Origin of the sequence: Allosaccharopolyspora coralli (assembly GCF_009664835.1) — a bacterium.
Classification (GTDB): domain Bacteria; phylum Actinomycetota; class Actinomycetes; order Mycobacteriales; family Pseudonocardiaceae; genus Allosaccharopolyspora; species Allosaccharopolyspora coralli.
In genome coordinates this window covers 229,785-250,248 of sequence record NZ_CP045929.1, presented here as the reverse complement: position 1 = coordinate 250,248, position 20,464 = coordinate 229,785, and the positions used below count along the sequence as shown (strand labels likewise).

Below are 20,464 nucleotides of genomic sequence, written 5' to 3'. Positions count from 1 at the left end.
CGACCACAGACAGCTTCTGACGCCGTCTCGAGCTGATCGTAGTGCCCCCTGCCGACGCGTCGGCGGACTCCCGTTCGAACGAAACAGCGCCCGAGGTTCCCGTCGCCGGAAACCTCGGGCGCCGCTGTCGTCGTATCTTGTCAGCGGCGGCGCCGAGCAGTCATCACGCACGCAGCACGACCACCCGCGGGTTCTCAGCGCCCTCCTCGCGAGGACAGCGATTTCGCCGCGTAGGCCGCTACTCAAGAAATCGATCCCGCAGCGAGGAGGGCGCTGAGGTTCCGCCACCCAACCGACCACGCAAGACCGTCTGAACGGCGCGCTCAGTTCGCGAGGGTCTCGGCGATCTCGTAGGTGTTGAGTGCGGCCCCCTTGCGCAGGTTGTCCCCGCACACGAAGAACTCGAGCGTGTTCGGGAAGTCGAGCGCCTGACGCACCCGCCCCACGTAGGTCGGGTCGCCGCCGACGACCGCGGCGGGCGTCGGGAAGACCTCGTTGTCCGGGTCGTCCTGCAACACGATCGAGTCCTGCGAGCGGAACACCTTGTGCGCCTGCTCCACGGTGACCTCGCGCTCGAAGGTCGCGTGCACCGCCAGCGAGTGCGTCGTCAGCACCGGCACCCGCACGCAGGTGGCCGAGACCTTGAGGTCGTCGATGCCGAGGATCTTGCGAGACTCGTTGCGGACCTTGAGCTCCTCCGAGGTCCAGCCGTCGTCCTTGCGCGAGCCCGCCCATGGCACCACGTTCATCGCCAGCGGAGCCTTGAACGGAGTCTCCTCGGACAGTCCGGCGGCAGCCAGCGCCTCGGCGACGTCGCCAGCGCGGGCACCGACGTTCTTGCCCGCGACGGCCGCGATCTCGGCGTAGAGCCGGTCGACGCCTTCCTGGCCCGCGCCGGAAGCGGCCTGGTACGACGAGACGACCAGCTCACGCAGGCCGAACTCGTGGTGCAGGGCACCGAGCGAGGCCATCATCGACAGCGTCGTGCAGTTCGGGTTCGCGACGATGCCCTTCGGGCGCTCGTGCACCTTGCTCGCGTTGACCTCGGGCACCACCAGCGGCACCTCGGGGTCGAGCCGGAACGCGCCCGAGTTGTCCACGGCGATCGCGCCGCGCTCGGCGGCGATCGGCGCCCACTTCGCCGAGATCTCGTCCGGAACGTCGAACAGGGCGATGTCCACCCCGTCGAACGCCTCGGGACTCAGCTCGACGACGGTCTTCTCCTCGCCGCGGACGGTCATCTTCTTGCCCGCCGACCGCGCGGAGGCGATCAGCCGGACCTCGCCCCACGGCACGGAGGGACGGTTGTCGATGATGTCGATCATCACGGTGCCGACGGCGCCGGTGGCGCCGACGATCGCGACGGTGGGTCCGGTGCTCATCAGATACCACTCCCGGCGTAGACCACGGCCTCCTCGTCGCTGCCGAGACCGAAGGCCTCGTGCAGCGCCTGCACGGCGGTGTCGAGCTGACCCTCGCGGATCAGCACCGAGATGCGGATCTCCGAGGTGTTGATGATCTCGATGTTCACTCCGGCATCGGAAAGCGCCTCGCAGAAGGTCGCCGTCACGCCCGGGTGCGAACGCATGCCCGCGCCCACCAGCGAGACCTTGCCCACGTGGTCGTCGTAGACCACTTCGTCGAACCCGACGCTGTCCTTGATCTTTTCCAGTGCGGCGACGGCCTCTGGCCCGTTGCTCTTCGCGGCGGTGAAGGTGACGTCGGTGCGGCCGGAGTTCGTACTGGAGACGTTCTGCAGCACCATGTCGATGTCGATCTCGGCAGCGGCGACGGCACGGAAGATCTGCCCGGCCACACCGGGGTTGTCCGGCACGCCGCGCACGGTGACCTTCGCTTCCGACCGGTCGTGCGCGACGCCGGTGATCATCGCTTGTTCCACGGAAAGATCCTCCACTGAGCCGGACACGATGGTTCCGGGCTTGGGCGAGTACGACGAGCGGACGTGCAGCGGGACGCCGTACCGGCGCGCGTACTCCACGGCGCGCAGGTGCAGCACCTTCGCGCCGGTCGCGGCCAGCTCGAGCATCTCCTCGTAGGTGACGCGGTCGAGGTGCTGGGCGTTGCTGACGATCCGGGGGTCGGCAGTGTAGACGCCGTCGACGTCGGTGTAGATCTCGCAGACGTCGGCCTGCATCGCCGCCGCCACCGCGACGGCGGTGGTGTCCGACCCGCCGCGGCCGAGCGTCGTGATGTCCTTGGTGTCCTGGGAGACGCCCTGGAATCCTGCGACGAGCACCACTTGTCCCTCGTCGAGCGCTTCCTGCACCCGACCGGGTGTGACGTCCATGATGCGGGCGTTCTGGTGAGCAGAGGTGGTGATCACTCCGGCCTGCGAGCCGGTGAACGAGCGGGCCTCCACGCCGAGAGCTTCGACCGCCATCGCCACGAGGGCGTTGGAGATCCGCTCACCGGCGGTCATCAGCATGTCGAGCTCGCGCTGCGGCGGCGCAGGATTCACCTGCTGCGCCAGGTCGAGCATCTCGTCGGTGGTGTCCCCCATGGCGGAGCACACGACGACGACGTCGTTGCCCGCCTTGCGGGTCTCGACGATGCGTTCGGCCACCCGTTTGATTCGATCAGCACTCTCGAGTGAGGAACCGCCGTACTTCTGGACGACGAGCGCCACGTGAAAAAACCTCCTCGAGCCGTGCGGCGTCCCGGGTTGGACGTATGGAGAGTCGGCCCCTTCCCACGCCGGGGTCGAGACGACCCGGCGACACGCCAACAGCTCCGCGACCGGCCCCAGAGCAGCGACAACACACCCGTCTCGGGAGGTCGGCGCCCTGGACCGAGCCGCTCCGCTGCCGAACCAGCTTACCGAATCACCACCTCCGAACCCCAGCCCCGAACCCGACCACTAGCCTGTGGGACCGGCTTTTCGACGCGGGCGGAGGAGGACGGTGTCCACCACTGCGGAACCGGTCGACCCCCCACGGGCCGGGGTCACCGACACGCCGGGTGTGCAGCACAAACAGCTCATTCCACGGTGGCTGTCGACCACCCTCGACCGGGTGCTCGCGCATCGCCGCCGAGTGCTGCTGTGGGCGCCGGGTGTGGTTTACCTCGCAATTCGTGCGATGGGGCTGCTCACCCTGACCCTGCTGTCCGCGGCCAACGGTGAGTCGCTGGTCGACAACCTCGGCGCGTGGGACGGCGAGTGGTACCTGGAGGTCGCCGCGCACGGCTACGGCGGTGTCGATTCGTCGATGGTCGACGGCTACGGCAGACGGCTACCCGAGACACCGTTGGCGTTCTTCCCCGGCTACCCGCTGCTCATCCAGCTGGTGGCGCTGCTGCCCGGGGTGAACGTGCTGGTCGGGGCGGTCGTGGTGAGCCTCGTCGCGGGGGTCGCGCTGGCCTACGCGCTGTATCGGATCGGGGTGCGCCTCGGCGGCGGCCCGAAGGTCGGATTGCTGTTCGTGGCGCTGTTCGCCGCCTCGCCGATGTCGGTCGTGCTGTCGATGGCGTACTCGGAGGCGGTGTTCTGTGCGCTCGCCGCCTGGGCTCTCGTGGGCGTGCTCGAACGCAACTGGGTACTCGCGGGCGTGATGTGCGCGGCGGCCGGGCTGATCCGCCCCACGGCGGCGGCGGTGGTGGCGGTCGTCGGCCTCGCGGCCCTGATCGCGATCGTGACTCGCCGGGACGGGTGGCGGCCGTGGTTCGCCGCGCTGGCGGCACCGGCGGGACTGGGCCTCTACATCGGCTGGGTCGCCGTGCAGACGGGCTCGCTCGGCGGCTACTTCGACCTGCAGCAGCGGGGCTGGTCGTCCGCGTTCGACGGCGGCGTCGCCACCGGCGCCTTCGTGCTGGAGACTCTCGCGACCCCGAACTCCGCGTTCGAGACGGTCACCGCGTGGGTGATCGTCGCGTCGGTGGTGCTGCTGGTGTTGTGTGTGCGCCGCCGGATGCCGTGGCCGTTGCTCGCGTTCGCCGCCATCGTGCTCGCGCTCGACCTCGGCTCCGACGGGCTGATGTACTCGAAGGTGCGGTTGATGTTGCCCGCGTTCCCGCTGTTGCTGCCTGTCGCGATGGGCCTCGCTCAGCGACGGACCGCGACGGCCGTGGCGACGTCGGTGCTGCTGGTCCTGTTCGGCTCGTGGTTCGGCGCCTACTCGTTGACCGCATGGGAGTACGCCATCTGAGAATGGAGGGCGCGTGATCTGTGCTGATGGCCCCCGACCCACCAAGCAAGACCACCCGACAACCCGTGAGGTGAAGGAATGAGTTCTTCGATCGAGACCGGCCGCGCGGCCGAGACCTCCGTGCCGCTGCACCCGATCCTGGCGCAGCGCTGGAGCCCGCGTGCGTTCGACGCCACCGCCGAGGTGACCGACGCGCAACTCGCGGCGCTGTTCGAGGCGGCGCGCTGGGCTCCCTCGTGGGGCAACAGCCAACCGGCCCGCTACGTCCTCGGGCGACGCGGGGACGCGACCTTCGAGCTGATCCGCTCGACGCTCTCCCGGGGCAACTCCTGGGCCGGATCGGCGTCGGCGCTGGTGATCGGGGTGGCCAAGAGCGTCGGCGACGAGGGCGACCCGCTGCCGTACCACGCCTACAGCCTCGGACTGGCGACGCAGAACCTCGTGCTGCAGGCAGTGGACGAGGGCCTCGTCACGCACCAGATGGCCGGCTTCGACGCGGACCGCGCGCGCGAACTGCTCGGGATCCCGGACGGTTTCGACCCGTGGGTGGCGATCGCGGTCGGCACACTCGGCGAGGTTGCGGACCTCCCGGAGTCCTTGCAGCGCAAGGAGAACGCGCCCCGGAACCGGCACGACCTGGCGGAGCTCGTGTTCACCGGGGACTGGCAGAACCCGGTGTTCCCCGGCGACTCCCGGAACTGAATCCCGTCATCGAGGCCGCGCTGGTCGAGGCTGTGGTCAGACACGGTGCGCCGAGGGTCTCCGCTCCCGCATCCAGCCGCGAGGGGAGGTTCCGCCACTGCAACCACCAGCGCAGATCAATCCGCGCACCCGCATAGCGGGACCACCCCGAACCTCACGGTCCGGCCTCGGTCCGGCCCCGTGCCACGGTCGGCGTCCTATCGTGATCGCGTCATGAATTCCCCTGGGTGGGCGAGCACTCGCGCGCGAGCGGCGTCGTGGGACGACGCCGACGCACTCGCGGCCACACGCTCAGCGTTCCTCCTGCGTGAGGGGGTCCTGCACTGCGACGGAACCGGGGTTCGCGCAAGGACGACCGGAAGCGGCACCGCACCTGACGTTCTCGGACGGCTCGCGTCGCTGACCGGAGCCACCCCTGACGAGATCCGCCTCGCGGACTCGGCCTCGATGAACACGTTCGCGACGCTGCTCGCGGCCACGCGGCTCCGGCCGGACCGTCCGGTGCTCCTGCTCGACTCCGGACGCGCCGCCGCCGACCGGTATCTCGCCCGCTCGGCGGCGGACTTCAGGGGCGGCCGGCTGCACTGGTGGGATCCGGCGGAGGACCTCGACTCGGTGGTGGACGAGCAGGTCGCCGTCGTGTCGCTGTCGCACACCGATCCGGTGAGCGGAGGCGTGCGCGACGCCGCCGCGATCACCGCGCGAGTGCACGCGCACGGTGCGCTCGTCGTGTGGGACGTGACGGGGTCGACGGGAGCGCTCGACGTCGCACTCCGGGACTGGGACGCGGACTTCGCCGTGGGATGCGGGCACAAGTTCCTCGGCGGCGGCCCGGACGCGCCGTCGTTCACGATGACCGCCCGACGACACCACGACACACTCGCCGCCGGACCGGGTGACATCGGCGGCGGCGTTCCCCACCCCGCCGCGCGCGCCGACAACACCCTGTCGACCTCCGGTCTCGGAGCCGGGCTCGCCGCACTCGAGGGCATCCCCCCGGAGCGGCTACACGCAAAGACAGCGGGACTGGTGCGACTGTTCCTGGAACTGCTCGTCGACCTGCCCGTGGACGTCGTCCGCCCTGCTTCGGGACAACCGCACGGGCCGCACGTCACGCTGCGGCACGACCACGCCCGCTGGCTCACCGGTGAGTTGTTCGCCCGAGGCGTGCTCGTCGATCACGTCGAGCCGGACCTGGTGCGGTTCGTGTTCGCACCCGCGTGGCTGTCCTACGGCGACGCGGTGGAAGCGGCGGAAACGCTGCACGAGGTCCTCGCCGCCGGATTGCCGCCCGGTGCTCAGCCCAGCGCCCGCAGGATGCGCACCGCCAACGAGGTCACCAACAGCCAGAACAACGCGGCCGCACCGTAGTTGACCAGCACCGACAGCTGCGGATCCTCCGGCGTGAACAGGTTCGAGAAGCCCAACGCCAAGAACTCGGCCCACTCGGCGACGAACTGAGTGATCGGGTTCTGCTGGTTCGCACCACCGATGGTCAGCACCACGTGAGCGCTGAGCAGCAACGCCGCGACCGTGCCGATCCAGCGCACGACGGCGACGAGCACGCCGACGGTGCGCGAGCGGGCGTGCGCCACGTCGAACCGCCTGCGCTTGCCCTCCGCAGGGGTCGACGCCGTCCCCGTGTTCGCGTTCGCGTTCGCGTTCGCCGACGTCGTCTCCGTGTTCTCGGTCATATCGGAAGTGTGGCACGCACCGTCGTCGAAAACTACCGGCCGGTAGGGAGTTGTTACCGCTCACGGCGCGGACCGAGAGCTGCGGTCGGGACTAACGGAACCAGCCGTCGTGGTGTCTTGTCAGCGGCGGAGCCGCTGAGCGATCACCACGTACGCAGCCCGACCACCCGCGGGTCCTCAGCGTCCTCCTCGCGAGGACAGCGGTTTCGCAGCGTAGGCCGCTACTCAAGAAACCGATCCCGCAGCGAGGAGGGCGCTGAGGTTCCGCCACCCCACCACCCACGCAAACCAGCCCGCACACCCTCCAACCTCAGCCGAGGACTTTCGCGAGTAGGGCCCCGAGCACCATCCAGAACGCGGCCGCGAGCCCGAAATCGACGAGGACCTGCAACACCGGGCTCGGTGTGTCGATCAGGCCGGGGAAGAACAGCGCCAACGGGACCGCGGCCTGCCCGACCGAGTCCGCCAACCGCGTGTTCGGCACGTTCACCAGCACGAACAGGATGTGCATCACCATCAGGACGGCCACCAGGAACCCGGCGCCGTTGAGTAGCACCGCGACCCCGGACGACCCTTTCTTCGCAGCCATGGGCCACAGTCTGCATGGGTGATCACGCTCGGCGTTCCGCCACCCGGAGGCCGGGGCCGAACCGGAACGCGGTTCCAGCATCCGGACGGGGATTTGCACGCCGCGCCCCCGGCCCGGTTAGTCTGAGCACGTGGCACGCGCTCTCCTGCTTGGTCGCCGCGACGGGGTCTGATCGACCGGCCCCTCGTCGCGGGGTACCGACGCGCCGGTCTTGACGTCCCAGACCGACCCCGCAGCAGGAGTTTCGAAGCAGATGACCACTCCGTCCGAACCCAGCGCCCCGTTCGCAGGCGACATCACCACGCCCGCCCGGCCGGCCCCTGCCGACCAGCAGCCGTGGAACCCGCAGCGCGGCAGCGCGATGCCGTACCACCGCTACCGCCCGTTCCACGAGCTCGTCGAGGACGTCTCGCTGCCGGACCGCACCTGGCCGGACACGCGCATCACCCGCGCACCGCTGTGGTCGGCGGTCGACCTGCGGGACGGCAACCAGGCCCTGATCGACCCCATGTCGCCCGCGCGCAAACGGCGCATGTTCGAACTGCTCGTGCGCATGGGCTACAAGGAGATCGAGGTCGGGTTCCCGGCGGCCAGCCAGACCGACTTCGACTTCGTCCGCGAGATCATCGAGGACGGGGCCGTACCCGACGACGTCCGCATCCAGGTACTGACCCCGTGCCGCCCGGAGCTGATCGAACGCACCTTCGCCTCGTTGGAAGGGGCGAACAGGGCGATCGTGCACCTCTACAACTCGACGTCGATCCTGCAGCGCCGGGTGGTCTTCGGTGAGGAACGCGAAGGCATCAAGAAGATCGCAACCATGGGTGCGGAGCTCGCGGTGGAGTACGCGAACAAGTACTCCGACACCGACTTCCGGTTCCAGTACTCGCCGGAGTCCTACACCGGAACCGAGCTGTCCTTCGCGGTGGAGGTCTGTGACGCGGTCACCGAGATCTGGCAGCCCACCCCGGAGCGCCCGGTGATCCTGAACCTGCCCGCCACGGTCGAGATGGCCACGCCGAACGTGTACGCGGACTCGATCGAGTGGATGCACCGCAACCTGGCGCGCCGCGACTCGGTGATCCTCTCGCTGCACCCGCACAACGACCGTGGCACCGGCGTCGCCGCCGCCGAACTCGGCTACCAGGCGGGCGCCGACCGCATCGAGGGCTGCCTGTTCGGCAACGGCGAGCGCACCGGCAACGTCGACCTCGTCGCGCTGGGAATGAACCTGTTCAGCCAAGGCATCGACCCGCAGATCGACTTCTCCGACATCGACCACGTCAAGCGCACCGTCGAACACTGCAACCAGCTTCCCGTCGGCGAGCGCACCCCGTGGGGCGGCGAGCTGGTCTACACGGCGTTCTCCGGCAGCCACCAGGACGCCATCAACAAAGGCCTGGACGCGCTGCGGAAGGACGCCGAACGCGCGGGAAACCGCGTCGACGACCACCCGTGGGAAGTGCCGTACCTGCCGATCGACCCGAAGGACGTGGGCCGCAACTACGAGGCCGTGATCCGGGTCAACTCGCAGTCCGGCAAGGGCGGCGTCGCCTACATCATGAAGGCCGAGCACCAGCTCGACCTGCCGCGCAAGATGCAGATCGAGTTCTCGAAGCTGGTGCAGGAGCGCACCGACAGCGACGGCGGCGAGGTCGCCCCGAACACGATGTGGGAGGTCTTCTCCGACGAGTACCTGGAGACCACCACGCCGTTGACGCTCGTCCGGCAGCGCTTCGAAGCCTCCGAGGACGGCGCCACCCGCACCGAGACGATCACCGCGACCGTCGTCGCCGACGGCGAGGAGCACGAGATCCGGGGCACCGGCAACGGACCGGTGTCGGCGTTCGTCGACGCACTCACCCAGGTCGGGCACCACGTGCGTGTCATGGACTACCACGAGCACGCGCTGACCTCGGGTGACGACGCGCTGGCCGCGGCCTACCTGGAGTGCGCGGTGGACGGCTCGTCCGGGCCCGAGGTGTTCTGGGGCGCCGGCGTGGACGCCTCGACCGTGACCGCCTCGCTCCGCGCGGTCGTGTCGGCGGTCAACCGCGGCTCCCGCTGACGAGCAATGCCGGGAAGTTCGGGGCTGGGTGGGTGGTTCCGTAGCGGGTAAACCACGTACGCAGCTGGACCACCCGCGGGTTCTCAGCGCCCTCCTCGCGAGGAGGGCGCTGAGGTTCCGCCACCCGACCCACCACGCAAGACCCTCTGAAGTCCTCAGTCGTGTTCGGCGTGCACTTCGTCGTGTTGGTGCGCGGCCCGGTTCGCCCGCTTGCGGATCCGGAACACGACGACCACGGTGAGCACGATCGTCGCCAGCAACAACAGGTACGAGGCACGGCTGATCCACTGCTGGGCGACCAGACCGAACAGGTAGGCGACCGTGGTGACCGTGCCCACCCAGGCGATGGCGCCGGAAGCGTTCGCGAGTAGGAACTTCGGGTAGGACATGCGCAGCACGCCCGCGAGTGGCCCCGCGAGAATCCGGAGCAGCGCGACGAACCGGCCGCCGAAGACCGCCCACGCGCCCCACCGTTCGAAGGTGGCTTCCGCGTCGGCGATCACGTGGGGACCGAAGTGTTTCGGGGACTTCTTGCCCGCCCACTTCAGCAACGAGCGTCCGTAGCGGTGGCCCACGGCGTAGCCGATGGAGTCACCGATGATGGCACCGGTCGCGGCGAACACGCCGAGCCACACCGGGTCGGCGATGCCTTGGGCCGCGGCCACGGACGCGCTGATGAGCATGATCTCGCCCGGCAGCGGGATGCCGATGCTCTCCAGCCCGATGATGCCGCCGACGACGAGATAGATGACCCCGTGCGGGATCGTGTCCAGCCACTCGATCATGCGTCCCCGGTCTGCGTCGGCGCGTGGGGCCCGCCCGGTCGGACCGACCCGGCTCCCCAGGCTACGGACCGCCCGACGTGATCGGCGCGACACCGAGAGTCCGTCCGCACGCCGTGTGCCCGGTCTCACTGTCGGCGCAGGGCAGCACCCATTCGGGTGATCACCCTTGAGCTCCGGCCCGCCGCACGGTTCAGTGCACTTCTGCGCTTCTCGATCAACCCAGCAGAGGAAGCACCGACCCATGTGGCCCACCGAAGACACGCCGACGACCTCCACGGAGAATCTGCGCTGGCAGATCGATTGCGTGAACGAGGCCGGCCGGCCGCGCAGCGTCTCGGTACTCGTGATGGGTGATCGGGTCGCGATGGTGCTCCCGCCGGGAGTGACGATCGTCCTCACACCGGACGAAGCCCGCGACTTCTCCGACTTCCTCACGAGAAGCGTGAGCCTTTTTGGTGCCCAGGACCACTAAAAAGGCTCACGCCTCTGTCGTCACTCACTGGTCACGGCGGCGGCCTCGGCGAGGAGGATGTCGAGCACCGCGCGAACCGCAGGACGGACCGACGCTCCGCGCCGCGACACAGCCTCGACGTTGCGGCCCGCTCGCACTCCCGCCACCGGACGCAGCACGAGCCGCGGGTTGTCGATCGTGTGGCGCGGGAGCAACGCCACCCCGTGTCCGTCGGCGACCAACGCCTCGGTGACCCGGAAGTCGTTGATGCGCTGCACCACCTGCGGTCGCACTCCGGTGCGGACCGCGAGGGAACGCAGCACGTCGTCCACCGGGAAGCCCACGTCCACACCGATCCAGCGTTCGGCGGCGAGCTCGGTGAGTTCGATCCGCTCCCGCTCGGCGAGCGGATGCCCGAGGGGCAACGCCACGTCCAGCGGCTCCCGCAGCAACGTCGTCACCTCCAGGCGGCTCGGGTCGAACGACTCCGCGTGATCGTCCCGATGCGTGACGACGACGTCGAAGTCGGCGGTCAGGGCCGGGACCTCGGGTGGCGTCATGTCGATGTCGCGACACTCCAGTCCCATGCCGTGCTCACGGCCGATTCGCCGCAGCACACCGGGCAGCAGCAACAGCGCGCCGGACGGGAACAGCGCGATCCGGACGGTGCCGCGCGGCGTGGAGCGATAGCTGTCGAGCACCGCTTCCGCGCCGTCGACGGCGGCGAGCACCTCGTCCGCTCGGACCGCGAGCGCCCGGCCCGCGTCGGTGAGGCGCAACCCACGACCAGCAGGCTCGGTCAGCGGCACGCCGACCTCGGCCTGCAACGCACGCAACTGCTGCGACACGGCGGAGGGCGTGTAGGACAGGGCGCGCGCGACAGCGGTGACCGTGCCGCGATCGGCGAACTCCCGCAAGACTCTCAACCGACGGATGTCCATGAAGGAACACTACAACTGCACTGCAGTTATCGGCGCTTGTCCTTCACAAAACGCTGGGAGACGCTCGACCCGTGGAGAACCGGCATCGCGCACTCGCCCTACTGGTCGCCCTGCTGTGGGGCATCAACTTCATCGCCATCGACTTCAGCCTTCAGCACTTTCCGCCGTTCTTCCTCGCCGGGTTGCGATTCCTGGTGATCGCGGTGCCGACCGTGCTGCTGATTCCCCGCCCGCGCGTGGAATGGAAGTGGCTCATCGGCTACGGCCTGGGATTCGGGACGTTGCAGTTCGCGTTCCTGTTCCTCGCACTGACGACCGGAATGCCGACCGGGCTCGCCTCACTCGTGCTCCAGGCGTCGGCTCCGTTCACGGTGCTGCTCGGCGCACTGTTGCTACGGGAGCGGATCTCGCCGGTGCAGGCGACAGGCATCACGATCGCGGTGCTGGGCATGGTCGCGATCGGCTGGTATCGCTCGCAGGCCGCCGCGTTGCTACCGGTGCTGCTCACGCTGTGCGGAGCTCTCGGCTGGGCGTTCGGGAACCTGTGCAACCGCAAGGCGAACCCGTCGAACCCGCTGCACCTGACGTTGTGGATGTCGATCGTGCCGCCGCTGCCCATGTTCGCGCTGTCCGCGTTCGTCGAGGGGCCGACCACCGGCTGGGCGGCGCTCGGGGAGTCGTTCTCGTCGGCCACCGGACTGTGGGCACTCGCCGGACTCTCGTTCACGGTGCTGCTCGCGACGATCCTCGGGACGGGCATCTGGACCTGGCTCATGCGCCGCTATCCCGCCGGTGTCGTCGCCCCTTTCTCGCTGCTCGTTCCGGTTGTGGGGTTCAGCTCCGCGTGGTTGGTGCTGGGTGAACGCCCCGCCGCGATCGAGCTCGGGGCGGGGGCGATCGTCGTGTTCGGCGTCCTGCTCGGCAGCATCCGGCTCCGCCGAACCACAGCCCGCGACCTCACTCCCCCGTCAACCGACCGCACTCCCCACCACGCGGCCAAGCCCTGACCCTGTGGACAACTCCCTCCCCCTGTGGACAGAGAGGTGGCAAATTCGCGCGAATTTGCCACCTCAGTGGCCGAGGGCCTCGGTGACGGAGGCGGGGGGATCCGCGAGGGAGTGGTCGCCGAAGTCGGTCGGGTCGACGGCTTCGACGTCGACCGCGTGCGGGGTGATCTTGCCGTCCCGGATGTCCTCCGCGAAGTGGCAGGCCACCCGGTGCCCCGGCGACAGCTCCCGCAGCGCGGGCCGCTCCGTGTCGCAGCGCTCGGCCTGCCGCCACGGGCACCGCGTGTGGAACCGGCAACCGGAGGGCGGCGCAGCGGGCGACGGAAGGTCGCCGGAGAGCAGGATCTGCTCCCGCCGGTCCTCCACCACCGGATCCGGCACCGGAACCGCCGAGAGCAACGCCCGCGTGTACGGATGTAACGGCTCCGCGTACAGCCCGCCGGACGGCGCCTCCTCCACGATCCCGCCGAGGTACATCACCCCGATCCGGTCGGCGATGTGGCGCACCACCGCTAGGTCGTGCGCGATCACCAGGTACGTCAGCCCGAGCTCGTTCTGCAGGTCGTCGAGCAGGTTGAGGACCTGCGCCTGAACCGAGACGTCCAGTGCGGACACCGGCTCGTCGGCGACGATGAGGTCCGGGTTGACCGTCAGCGCCCGCGCGATGCCGATGCGCTGCCGCTGACCGCCGGAGAACTCGTGCGGGTACTTCCGCAGCGCCCGGGCCGGGAGTCCCACCGCGTCGAGCAGTTCCCGCAGCCGCAGAGCCGTGGACTCTTTGCTCTGGTCGAGCCCGTGCGCACGGAGTCCTTCTACGAGGATCGACTCCACGGACTGCCTCGGGTCCAATGAGGACAGCGGGTCTTGGAAGACCATCTGCATCCGCCTGCGCATCCGGCGCAGCCGCTCACCCTTGAGCGTCGACAGGTCGGTGCCGTCGAAGACCACGTGCCCACCGGTCGGCTTCTCCAACCTCAGCAGCGCCCGGCCGAAGGTCGACTTGCCACAGCCGGACTCGCCGACGAGCCCGTAGGTCTCGCCGCGGTGGATCCGCATCGACACCCCGTCGACCGCGTAGACGTGACCCACGGTGCGGTCCAGCACGACGCCGCGTTTGATCGGAAAATGCACTTCGAGGCCGTCGACGTCGACGAGCAGGTCCCCTTGTGCCGCGTTCGTGTCCGCCGCGGCCACGTCGGGAACGACGTGTTCCGTGCCGCTGTCAGTCATGCGCACCCCCTGGGGTGACCGTCTCCGACTCCCGCACCGGGTTGTGGCAGCGCAGCAGTCGCGAGTTCAGGTCCAGCGCCTCCTGCGGGGTCTGCTTCCCGCACATGTCCAGCGCGTTCGGGCAGCGCGGGCAGAACGCGCACCCCGCGTCCCACGGGATGTTGTCGCTGACCGCTCCCCGGATCGGATTGAGTCGCGCGCCGCGTTCCGAGTCCAGTCGCGGCACGGACGCCAGCAGACCGGCGGTGTACGGGTGCCGGGGCCGGTGAAAGAGGTCGTGGCGCGTGGCGCGCTCCACGACCCGTCCCGCGTAGAGCACATTCACCTCGTCGCAGAGACCCGCGACGACGCCGAGATCGTGGGTGATCATGATCAGTGCGGTGTCGGTCTCCGCGACGAGCGTGCTGAGCAAGCTCAGGATCTGTGCCTGAATGGTCACGTCCAGCGCCGTCGTCGGCTCGTCGGCGATGAGCAGCCGCGGCCGGCACGCCAGCGCCATCGCGATGAGCGCGCGCTGTCGCATCCCCCCGGAGAGCTGGTGCGGGTACTCCTTCAACCGCCGGTTCGGGTCCGGGATGCCGACCTTGTCCAGTAGTTCCTTCGCCTCCGGCATCGCCTGCTTGCGCGGCAACCCGCGGTGCCGCTCGATCACTTCGGAGACCTGGAGTCCGATCGGCACCACCGGGTTCAGCGAGGTCAACGGGTCCTGGAAGACCATGCCGAGGTCGCGTCCGCGCCGTTCGTCGATCGCGGCGCGGGACAGCGTGAGCAGGTCGGTGTCCTCGAAACGCACCGAGCCGGAGACCTCGGCTCCGCGCGCGGGCAGCAATCCCATGATCGCCAGCGAGGTCACCGACTTACCGCAGCCGGACTCGCCGACGAGGCCGACGGTCTTGCCGGGTTCGACGTCGAACGAGATGCCGTCCACGGCGGTGACCGGCGGTTCCCCCTTGCGGGAGAAGACCACCGACAGGTCGCGAACTTCCAACAGTGCCATGCGTGTCTCCAAAGCCGCCGGGTCAGCGACGGTTCTTGGGGTCGAGAGCGTCCCGCAGCGACTCGCCGACGAGAGTGAAGCCGAGAGCGACGAGGATGATGCAGATCGCCGGGTAGAACGCGAGTTGCGGATGCGAGTCGATGACCTGCTGGGCGGAGCCGAGCATCTGCCCCCATTCCGGTGTGGAATCGTCGGCGGCACCGAGGCCGAGGAACGAGAGCGCGGCCGCGTCGATGATCGCCAGCGCCAGCACCAGTGTCGCCTGCACGATGACCGGCCCGAGCGCGTTCGGCAGCATGTGCCGGAACACGATCGCGGTCGGTTTCACCCCGAGAGCTCGCGCGGCGAGCACATGGTCGCTGGCGCGTTGGGCCAGCATCGTGCCACGCAGCAGCCGCCCGAAGATCGGGATCTGCACGATCGCGACGGCCACGATCACCGTGAACTGGCTCTGCTGCACGAACAAGGCCCCGATCGAGACTGCCAGCAGCAGCGACGGCACCGACAGCATCACGTCGACGATGCGCATCACGAATGCGTCGACCCAGCCGCCGAACGCGCCCGCGGTGATACCGAGGATCAGCCCGCCACCGAGACCGATCACGGTGGCCAGTACGGCGACGAGCAGTGTCTGCTGGGAGCCGAGCAGGATCCGGGACAGCAGGTCGCGCCCGTACTGGTCGCCGCCGAGCGGGTGGCCGTCCTGGGGCGGCGGGATCGTGTTCGACGCTCGGGACACCTGGTCTTCGAGCATGTAGGCGCCCGGGTCGTGCGGAGCCACGAACGGGGCGAGCGCCGCGACGAGCACGAACACGCCGATGATCGTCGCTCCGACGAGGAACACCGGGCTGCGCCGTAGGCGGCGCCACGCGGAGACCGCGAGGCTGACACCCATGTCGGGGGCGGCACCCGACTCGGCGAGATCGTCGATGCGTTGTTTGCGTTGCGTGGTCACCATGGTGTCCCCCTCACCGGGTCCGCAGTCTCGGGTCGATGAGCGCGTACGAGAGGTCGACGACGAGGTTGACCAGCACGTACACCATGGCCGCTGAGACGATCACGACCTGCAGCACCGGGAAGTCCTTGCGTTCGAACCCGAGCGCCACCGCCTGTCCGATGCCGGAGATGTTGAAGACCCGTTCGGTGAGAATCGCCCCCGCCAGCAGCGCACCGGTCTGCAAGCCGATCGTCGTCACCACCGGCAGCATCGCGTTGTGCAGCACGTGACGACGCCGGATCACCATCCCGGTGAGCCCTTTCGCTCGCGCCGTGCGCACGTAGTCCTCGTCCATCACGTCGAGCACGGCGGCGCGGGTGATGCGGAAGATCACCGCGAACGGGATCGTGGACAACGCGACCGCGGGCAGCAGCAGGTGCACGAACGCGTTCCACGCGGCATCCCACTCGCGGGTCAGCACGCCGTCGAGCATGAAGAATCCGGTGACACGGGTGGCGTCGATGCCGGTGTCCTGGCGTCCCGACGCCGGCAGCCAGCCGAGTTCGACCGCGAAGACGTACTTCAACAGGAACGCGAGGAAGAACACCGGGACGGCGACCCCGACCAGCGACCAGACGATGCTGACGTTGTCCAGCCAGCCGCCGCGCCGTCGTGCCGCGAGATAACCGACGGGGATGGCGAAGGCGACGGCGAGCAGCAACGCCATGATGGACAGTTCGAGCGTGGCCGGGAATCGCTGGAGGAAGACTTCCAGCGCGGGAGTGCCCCGCTGCACCCCGGTGGACGTGCCGAAATCGCCCGTGACGGCGCGGCTGACGAAACTCCAGTACTGCACCAGGATCGGCCGGTCCAGTCCGAGTTGGGCTTCGAGCGCGGCGCGGGACTCCGGTGTGGCCCGGTCACCGAGCAACGCCGAGACGGGGCCGCCCGGCAACGAACGCAGCCACGCGAAAAGCAGGATCGAGAGGGCGAACACCACCAGCACCATCTGTGCCAGGCGTCGCACTGTGTAGCGGAGCAAGAGTCCCCCGGTTCGTGGTGGGCACGGCGGAACGCCGAAGGCGACGACCGGGGTGCACGCCTACGCGCACCCCGGTCGGGACACCTCAGCCGGAGATGCTCACCGTGTCGAAGACCTCGGCCGTCAGCGGCGACGGCTGCAGCCCCTCGACCTGGTCGCTGACGACGATCGCCGGCGGCGAGTGCGACAGCGGGACGGCGGGCAGGTACTCGGACATCAGCTTGCGGTTGATGTCCTGGTACATCGCGTTTCGCCGGGCCTCGTCCGGCTCGCTGTCGGCGGCCTGGAGCTGGTTGGCGAGGTCCTCGCCCCACGGCGAGGCCTGTGTCCAGAACCGGTTCTCGGTGGTGCCGAAGAACGTCCCGATGAAGTTGTCGGGGCTGTTGTAGTCGCCGGTCCAGCCGAGCAGGAACAGGTCGGCCTTGGCGTTGTCGACCTCGTCGGTGTAGCCGCCGTTCCAGGGCCTGCTCACCGGGTTGACGGTGACGCCGACCTGGCGGAGGTCGTCGGCGACGGTGTTGAAGATGCCCCGCGGGTCCGGCATGTAGGGCCGGGTGACCTCGGTGGGCCAGTAGAAGTTCACCGTCAGGTCCGACGCCCCGGCCTCGGCGAGCAGCTGCTTGGCCTTCTCGGGGTTGTGGTCGTATTGCTGCACGTCGTCGGCGTAGCCGTCGACCGTCTTCGGATAGAACTGCTTGGCGACCTCGGCCCCTTCCGGCATGTTCGCCTTCACCAGGGTCTCCCGGTCGACGGCGTGGGCCAGCGCCTGCCGGACCTTGAGGTCGGCGAGCTTCGGGTTGTTCTTCTGCGTGACGCCGAGGTACATGATGTTGAACGGGTCGCGCACCTGGACGTTGTTGCCTGCTTCGCGCAGCGCGGCCAGGTCGGCAGGGTTCGGCAGGTCGTAGCCGTCGATGCCGCCCGCTTCGAGTTCCTGCTTGCGCACCGTCTCGTCGGGGATCACCCGGAAGACGAGGTTCTGGATCTTGGCCTTCTCACCCCAGTACTCGTCGTTGCGGGTGAGGCGGATGGTGCCGTTGCCCTGGTCGTACGACTCGAACGTGAACGGTCCCGTCCCGGTCGGGTGCGACTTGGCGTACTCGGAGTAGACGAAGCTGTCGCCCTGCGCCTGGACGTTGTTCGCCTGGTACTCCTCGAGCGCCGTGGGCGACTGGATCATGAACGGGTCCAGGCCGAGGATGTCCGGAAACTTCGAGGTCGCGCGCGTGAGCTTGACGACCGCGGTGTTCGGGTCGGGCGCTTGGCAGCCCTCGTACAGCGACGGTGTCTGGCCGTCGGCGAAGCCGCCGAAGTTCTCGATCCAGTAGTACGACAGCGCCTGGTTCTGGCCTGCGCCGGTCTGGTTGTACCAGCGCTCGAAGTTCTTGCAGACGGCGTCGGCGTTGAAGTCGGTGCCGTCGTGGAACTTCACGCCCTGCCGGGTCTTGAAGGTCCAGGTCTTGCCGTCCGGACTGGATTCCCAGCTCTCGGCGAGGCCCGGTTCGACCTCCGCGCTGCCGGGCTTGAAGGAGACCAGTCCCTCGAACATCTGGCGGGTGACCCGGAAGGTCTCGCCGTCGGAGGCGTAGAACGGGTCGAACAGGTCCGGAGCGCCTGCGGCGCCGAAGGTGAACGTGCCGCCCTCGCCTCCAGCCTCCCCTCGTTCGGACTGGGCGCAGGCGGCCAACGACACCGCGAGCGCACCCGCGATCCCCGCTGACGCCAGCCGCCGTCGCACACTCACGCTTCGGGATCGCGTGGGAAGTCTCTTCATCTCAGCACCTCGGTGTGTCTGACCCGGCAAAGATGAAGCAGAGAGTAACCCGGGATGACCGGAAGGTGGAGTGCACAAGGTTACGATCGGGCTACGTCGGGAACTGAAGCGGTTCCGGACCCCTTCCCGGAAAACCGCGCCCCTCCCCCTCGATACCGAAAATTTCTCCGTCGTCACCCGGTTGCAGCAATAGAACGTCCGCTCGATCTCGCGGAGCATCGGCGGCGAACCAGCGTTGCTCGTCGCGCTGCCAGCGCCTCAGCGCCGTTCGCGACCACGCACCGTCACGAGCAACCGATCTGTTGAGCCGTGTGGGTGCGCCGGTCAGTTCCACCCAGATCGCCAACGAGAGCCTGGACGCCACGGCACGGCGAGTCGCCGACACGCCCTCCACCACGAGCACGGTCGGCACGTCGACGGTGACCCGCCCGCCCAGCGCCGGGCGACCATCCGGCCACTCCATGCGTCGATAGGAGCCGGGCGCGCCCTCGGAAAGCGGCTCCAGCACCCCGGCTTCCAGACGGGGCCACCAGCCGACCGGTGTCTCCCACGTCGCGAAGTCGTCGGTCGGGACCAGCGCGACCGTCTCGCCCCGACCGCGCAGCGAGTCCACCAACGCCTCGGCGAACTCGGATTTCCCCGAGCCGGACGGACCGTCGATCCCGACCATCCGGACCGGCCCCAACCGAGGCTCGACCCGCCGGACCCGCTCCCCGACCACTGCCGCGTTCCGCCGCCAGCGTTCGTCGAGGTCCAGCGGGATCACACGTTGCGGCGGCCGGAGAGGGCTCGGCCGAGGGTCAGTTCGTCGGCGAACTCGAGATCGCCGCCCATCGGCAGACCGGACGCCAGACGGGTCACGTTCAGGCCCGGGAAGTCCTTCAGCATCCGTACCAGGTAGGTCGCGGTCGCCTCGCCCTCGGTGTTCGGATCGGTGGCGATGATGACCTCGGTGATGTCGTCCTTGCCGATCCTGGCGAGCAGTTCCCGCACCCGCAGTTGGTCCGGCCCGACACCGGAGAGTGGGTCGAGCGCACCGCCGAGAACGTGATACCGCCCCCGGAACTCCCGGGTGCGTTCGACAGCGAGCACGTCCTTCGGCTCTTCGACGACGCACACCAGCGTCGGGTCACGGCGAGCGTCCTGACAGATCCGGCACGTCTCCTGTTCGGACACGTTGCCGCAGACCTGGCAGAACACGACGCCTTCCTTGACCTTCTGCAGGACTTCCTGCAGCCGGGTCACATCGGCGGGCTCGGCCGCGAGCAGGTGGAACGCGATGCGCTGGGCGCTTTTCGGTCCGACTCCGGGCAGTCGCCCGAGCTCGTCGATCAAGTCCTGAACAGGCCCCTCGTACACCCCGTACCTCTCCTTCGGGCTCGCACACCGACACCTGCCGCGAGGCCGTCAGGACCGGAACCCGATCACCGTCGGACACATCTCCGCAGGTTCTCAGGACCCGTGCCGCGACGACGAGCGTCGTCGGCGACAGGGCCCTGAGGTCGCGCTGTCAGCACCGGCCGAACCGGTTCGGCGTCACATCCCGGGCAGGCCGAGGCCGCCCATGTCGAGGCCGCCCGCGCCGCCGCCGAGGCCCCCGGTCACCGGTCCCATCTTCTCGGCCTGCAGTTCCTGCGCCGCGCGGTTGGCGTCCCGCACGGCGGCGACGACGAGGTCGGCGAGCGACTCCGTGTCCTCGGGGTCCGCCGCCTTGGGGTCGATGTTCATCGACTTGAGCTCGCCGGAGCCGGAGACGACGGCCTGCACGAGTCCGCCGCCCGCTGAGCCGGACACTTCGGCCTCGGCGAGTTCCTGCTGCGCAGTCATGAGCTGCTGCTGCATCTGCTGCGCCTGTTCCATGATCTGCTGCATGTTCGGCTGGCCACCTGGTTGCACCGTGGCTCCTCTCGGAGTGGGTCCGCGATTCGGGTGCGCAGCAGTCGAGCACGGGCATACCGGAACCTCACCCTGCCGGGCACGGTCTCCAGGGTAGTCCGCCGCGCCGGTCCGTGACTGTCGCGTCCGCTCCGGTGGCGCTCGGGGGCTCGGGGCGGTTGACCGCGCGCACCGTGCGAGGGTGGGCG

20 protein-coding genes are annotated in these 20,464 nt (G+C 69.0%); 6 read left to right on the top strand and 14 right to left on the bottom strand.

Translation table 11 applies throughout. The annotated features are described in order from the left end of the window. Positions 1 to 323 precede the first annotated feature (323 nt). Together GIY23_RS01190 and GIY23_RS01185 are read right to left on the bottom strand one after the other, a co-directional pair. The gene (locus GIY23_RS01190) at positions 324 to 1,382 is read right to left on the bottom strand and encodes an aspartate-semialdehyde dehydrogenase (protein ID WP_154074968.1); all 1,059 of its coding nucleotides are present in this window, start codon (positions 1,380 to 1,382) and stop codon (positions 324 to 326) included. Then, positions 1,382 to 2,647 carry an aspartate kinase gene (locus GIY23_RS01185; RefSeq protein WP_154074967.1) on the bottom strand — a complete coding sequence of 422 codons (1,266 nt, stop codon included), beginning with the start codon at positions 2,645 to 2,647 and terminating at the stop codon, positions 1,382 to 1,384. The genes GIY23_RS01190 and GIY23_RS01185 overlap by 1 nt, the downstream gene beginning before the upstream one ends. 274 nt (positions 2,648 to 2,921) lie before the next feature. On the opposite strand from GIY23_RS01185, the gene GIY23_RS01180 reads away from it, so the two are divergent. From GIY23_RS01180 to GIY23_RS01170, 3 genes are all read left to right on the top strand, one after another. Further along, complete coding sequence (locus GIY23_RS01180) at positions 2,922 to 4,163, top strand: glycosyltransferase family protein (protein WP_228717479.1); 1,242 nt, start codon at positions 2,922 to 2,924, stop codon at positions 4,161 to 4,163. A 78-nt stretch (positions 4,164 to 4,241) separates the two neighbouring features. Next, positions 4,242 to 4,865, top strand: a complete 624-nt coding sequence (locus GIY23_RS01175; protein WP_154074966.1) for a nitroreductase family protein — start codon at positions 4,242 to 4,244, stop codon at positions 4,863 to 4,865. Between the two features lie 213 nt (positions 4,866 to 5,078). Next, the gene (locus GIY23_RS01170; protein WP_154074965.1) at positions 5,079 to 6,236 is read left to right on the top strand and encodes an aminotransferase class V-fold PLP-dependent enzyme; all 1,158 of its coding nucleotides are present in this window, start codon (positions 5,079 to 5,081) and stop codon (positions 6,234 to 6,236) included. On the opposite strand, the gene GIY23_RS01165 is transcribed toward GIY23_RS01170, so the two are convergent. Then, a complete protein-coding gene (locus GIY23_RS01165) occupies positions 6,164 to 6,559 on the bottom strand; it encodes a hypothetical protein (protein ID WP_154074964.1) in 396 nt (131 codons plus the stop codon). The genes GIY23_RS01170 and GIY23_RS01165 overlap by 73 nt on opposite strands. A 310-nt stretch (positions 6,560 to 6,869) precedes the next feature. Further along, positions 6,870 to 7,148 (bottom strand): hypothetical protein, encoded by a 279-nt coding sequence (locus GIY23_RS01160; protein ID WP_154074963.1) that lies wholly within the window; start codon positions 7,146 to 7,148, stop codon positions 6,870 to 6,872. Between the two features lie 253 nt (positions 7,149 to 7,401). Here GIY23_RS01160 and leuA point away from each other — a divergent pair, with 253 nt between their 5' ends. After that, complete coding sequence (gene leuA / locus GIY23_RS01155) at positions 7,402 to 9,216, top strand: 2-isopropylmalate synthase (protein WP_154074962.1); 1,815 nt, start codon at positions 7,402 to 7,404, stop codon at positions 9,214 to 9,216. A gap of 155 nt (positions 9,217 to 9,371) precedes the next feature. Here the strand turns inward: leuA and GIY23_RS01150 are convergent, their stop codons facing one another. Continuing rightward, complete coding sequence (locus tag GIY23_RS01150) at positions 9,372 to 10,001, bottom strand: DedA family protein (RefSeq protein ID WP_154074961.1); 630 nt, start codon at positions 9,999 to 10,001, stop codon at positions 9,372 to 9,374. Positions 10,002 to 10,242: 241 nt separating this feature from the next. On the opposite strand from GIY23_RS01150, the gene GIY23_RS01145 reads away from it, so the two are divergent. Continuing rightward, complete coding sequence (locus GIY23_RS01145; protein ID WP_154074960.1) at positions 10,243 to 10,473, top strand: hypothetical protein; 231 nt, start codon at positions 10,243 to 10,245, stop codon at positions 10,471 to 10,473. A 20-nt stretch (positions 10,474 to 10,493) separates the two neighbouring features. Here the strand turns inward: GIY23_RS01145 and GIY23_RS01140 are convergent, their stop codons facing one another. Next, the gene (locus GIY23_RS01140) at positions 10,494 to 11,393 is read right to left on the bottom strand and encodes a LysR family transcriptional regulator (protein ID WP_154074959.1); all 900 of its coding nucleotides are present in this window, start codon (positions 11,391 to 11,393) and stop codon (positions 10,494 to 10,496) included. A 71-nt stretch (positions 11,394 to 11,464) separates the two neighbouring features. Here GIY23_RS01140 and GIY23_RS01135 point away from each other — a divergent pair, with 71 nt between their 5' ends. Then, the gene (locus GIY23_RS01135) at positions 11,465 to 12,400 is read left to right on the top strand and encodes an EamA family transporter (protein WP_154074958.1); all 936 of its coding nucleotides are present in this window, start codon (positions 11,465 to 11,467) and stop codon (positions 12,398 to 12,400) included. A gap of 63 nt (positions 12,401 to 12,463) precedes the next feature. Here the strand turns inward: GIY23_RS01135 and GIY23_RS01130 are convergent, their stop codons facing one another. From GIY23_RS01130 to GIY23_RS01095, 8 genes are all read right to left on the bottom strand, one after another. Further along, complete coding sequence (locus GIY23_RS01130; protein WP_154074957.1) at positions 12,464 to 13,630, bottom strand: ABC transporter ATP-binding protein; 1,167 nt, start codon at positions 13,628 to 13,630, stop codon at positions 12,464 to 12,466. Beyond that, a complete protein-coding gene (locus tag GIY23_RS01125) occupies positions 13,623 to 14,627 on the bottom strand; it encodes an ABC transporter ATP-binding protein (protein WP_154074956.1) in 1,005 nt (334 codons plus the stop codon). Before GIY23_RS01125 ends, GIY23_RS01130 begins: the two co-directional genes overlap by 8 nt. A 22-nt stretch (positions 14,628 to 14,649) precedes the next feature. Beyond that, positions 14,650 to 15,585 (bottom strand): ABC transporter permease, encoded by a 936-nt coding sequence (locus GIY23_RS01120; protein ID WP_154074955.1) that lies wholly within the window; start codon positions 15,583 to 15,585, stop codon positions 14,650 to 14,652. A 10-nt stretch (positions 15,586 to 15,595) separates the two neighbouring features. Beyond that, the gene (locus tag GIY23_RS01115; protein WP_154074954.1) at positions 15,596 to 16,606 is read right to left on the bottom strand and encodes an ABC transporter permease; all 1,011 of its coding nucleotides are present in this window, start codon (positions 16,604 to 16,606) and stop codon (positions 15,596 to 15,598) included. Between the two features lie 85 nt (positions 16,607 to 16,691). Further along, positions 16,692 to 18,344 carry an ABC transporter substrate-binding protein gene (locus GIY23_RS01110; RefSeq protein ID WP_407646858.1) on the bottom strand — a complete coding sequence of 551 codons (1,653 nt, stop codon included), beginning with the start codon at positions 18,342 to 18,344 and terminating at the stop codon, positions 16,692 to 16,694. 127 nt (positions 18,345 to 18,471) lie between these two features. Next, on the bottom strand, positions 18,472 to 19,146 hold the full coding sequence (locus GIY23_RS01105; RefSeq protein WP_323847468.1) for a uridine kinase family protein: 675 nt from the start codon (positions 19,144 to 19,146) through the stop codon (positions 18,472 to 18,474). Next, on the bottom strand, positions 19,143 to 19,739 hold the full coding sequence (gene recR, locus GIY23_RS01100) for a recombination mediator RecR (RefSeq protein ID WP_154074952.1): 597 nt from the start codon (positions 19,737 to 19,739) through the stop codon (positions 19,143 to 19,145). The genes GIY23_RS01105 and recR overlap by 4 nt, the downstream gene beginning before the upstream one ends. A 177-nt stretch (positions 19,740 to 19,916) precedes the next feature. Further along, positions 19,917 to 20,276, bottom strand: a complete 360-nt coding sequence (locus GIY23_RS01095; RefSeq protein ID WP_154074951.1) for a YbaB/EbfC family nucleoid-associated protein — start codon at positions 20,274 to 20,276, stop codon at positions 19,917 to 19,919. Between the last annotated feature and the right edge of the window lie 188 nt (positions 20,277 to 20,464).

Excerpts from the sequence above, each read along its gene's own strand:
- GIY23_RS01145 (WP_154074960.1), top strand. The coding sequence starts at position 10,243 with ATGTGGCCCACCGAAGACACGCCGACGACCTCCACGGAGAATCTGCGC.
- leuA (WP_154074962.1), top strand. The coding sequence starts at position 7,402 with ATGACCACTCCGTCCGAACCCAGCGCCCCGTTCGCAGGCGACATCACC.
- GIY23_RS01160 (WP_154074963.1), bottom strand. The coding sequence starts at position 7,148 with ATGGCTGCGAAGAAAGGGTCGTCCGGGGTCGCGGTGCTACTCAACGGC.
- GIY23_RS01175 (WP_154074966.1), top strand. The coding sequence starts at position 4,242 with ATGAGTTCTTCGATCGAGACCGGCCGCGCGGCCGAGACCTCCGTGCCG.
- GIY23_RS01140 (WP_154074959.1), bottom strand. The coding sequence starts at position 11,393 with ATGGACATCCGTCGGTTGAGAGTCTTGCGGGAGTTCGCCGATCGCGGC.
- GIY23_RS01120 (WP_154074955.1), bottom strand. The coding sequence starts at position 15,585 with ATGGTGACCACGCAACGCAAACAACGCATCGACGATCTCGCCGAGTCG.
- GIY23_RS01170 (WP_154074965.1), top strand. The coding sequence starts at position 5,079 with ATGAATTCCCCTGGGTGGGCGAGCACTCGCGCGCGAGCGGCGTCGTGG.
- GIY23_RS01150 (WP_154074961.1), bottom strand. The coding sequence starts at position 10,001 with ATGATCGAGTGGCTGGACACGATCCCGCACGGGGTCATCTATCTCGTC.
- GIY23_RS01190 (WP_154074968.1), bottom strand. The coding sequence starts at position 1,382 with ATGAGCACCGGACCCACCGTCGCGATCGTCGGCGCCACCGGCGCCGTC.
- GIY23_RS01165 (WP_154074964.1), bottom strand. The coding sequence starts at position 6,559 with ATGACCGAGAACACGGAGACGACGTCGGCGAACGCGAACGCGAACGCG.
- GIY23_RS01125 (WP_154074956.1), bottom strand. The coding sequence starts at position 14,627 with ATGGCACTGTTGGAAGTTCGCGACCTGTCGGTGGTCTTCTCCCGCAAG.
- GIY23_RS01130 (WP_154074957.1), bottom strand. The coding sequence starts at position 13,630 with ATGACTGACAGCGGCACGGAACACGTCGTTCCCGACGTGGCCGCGGCG.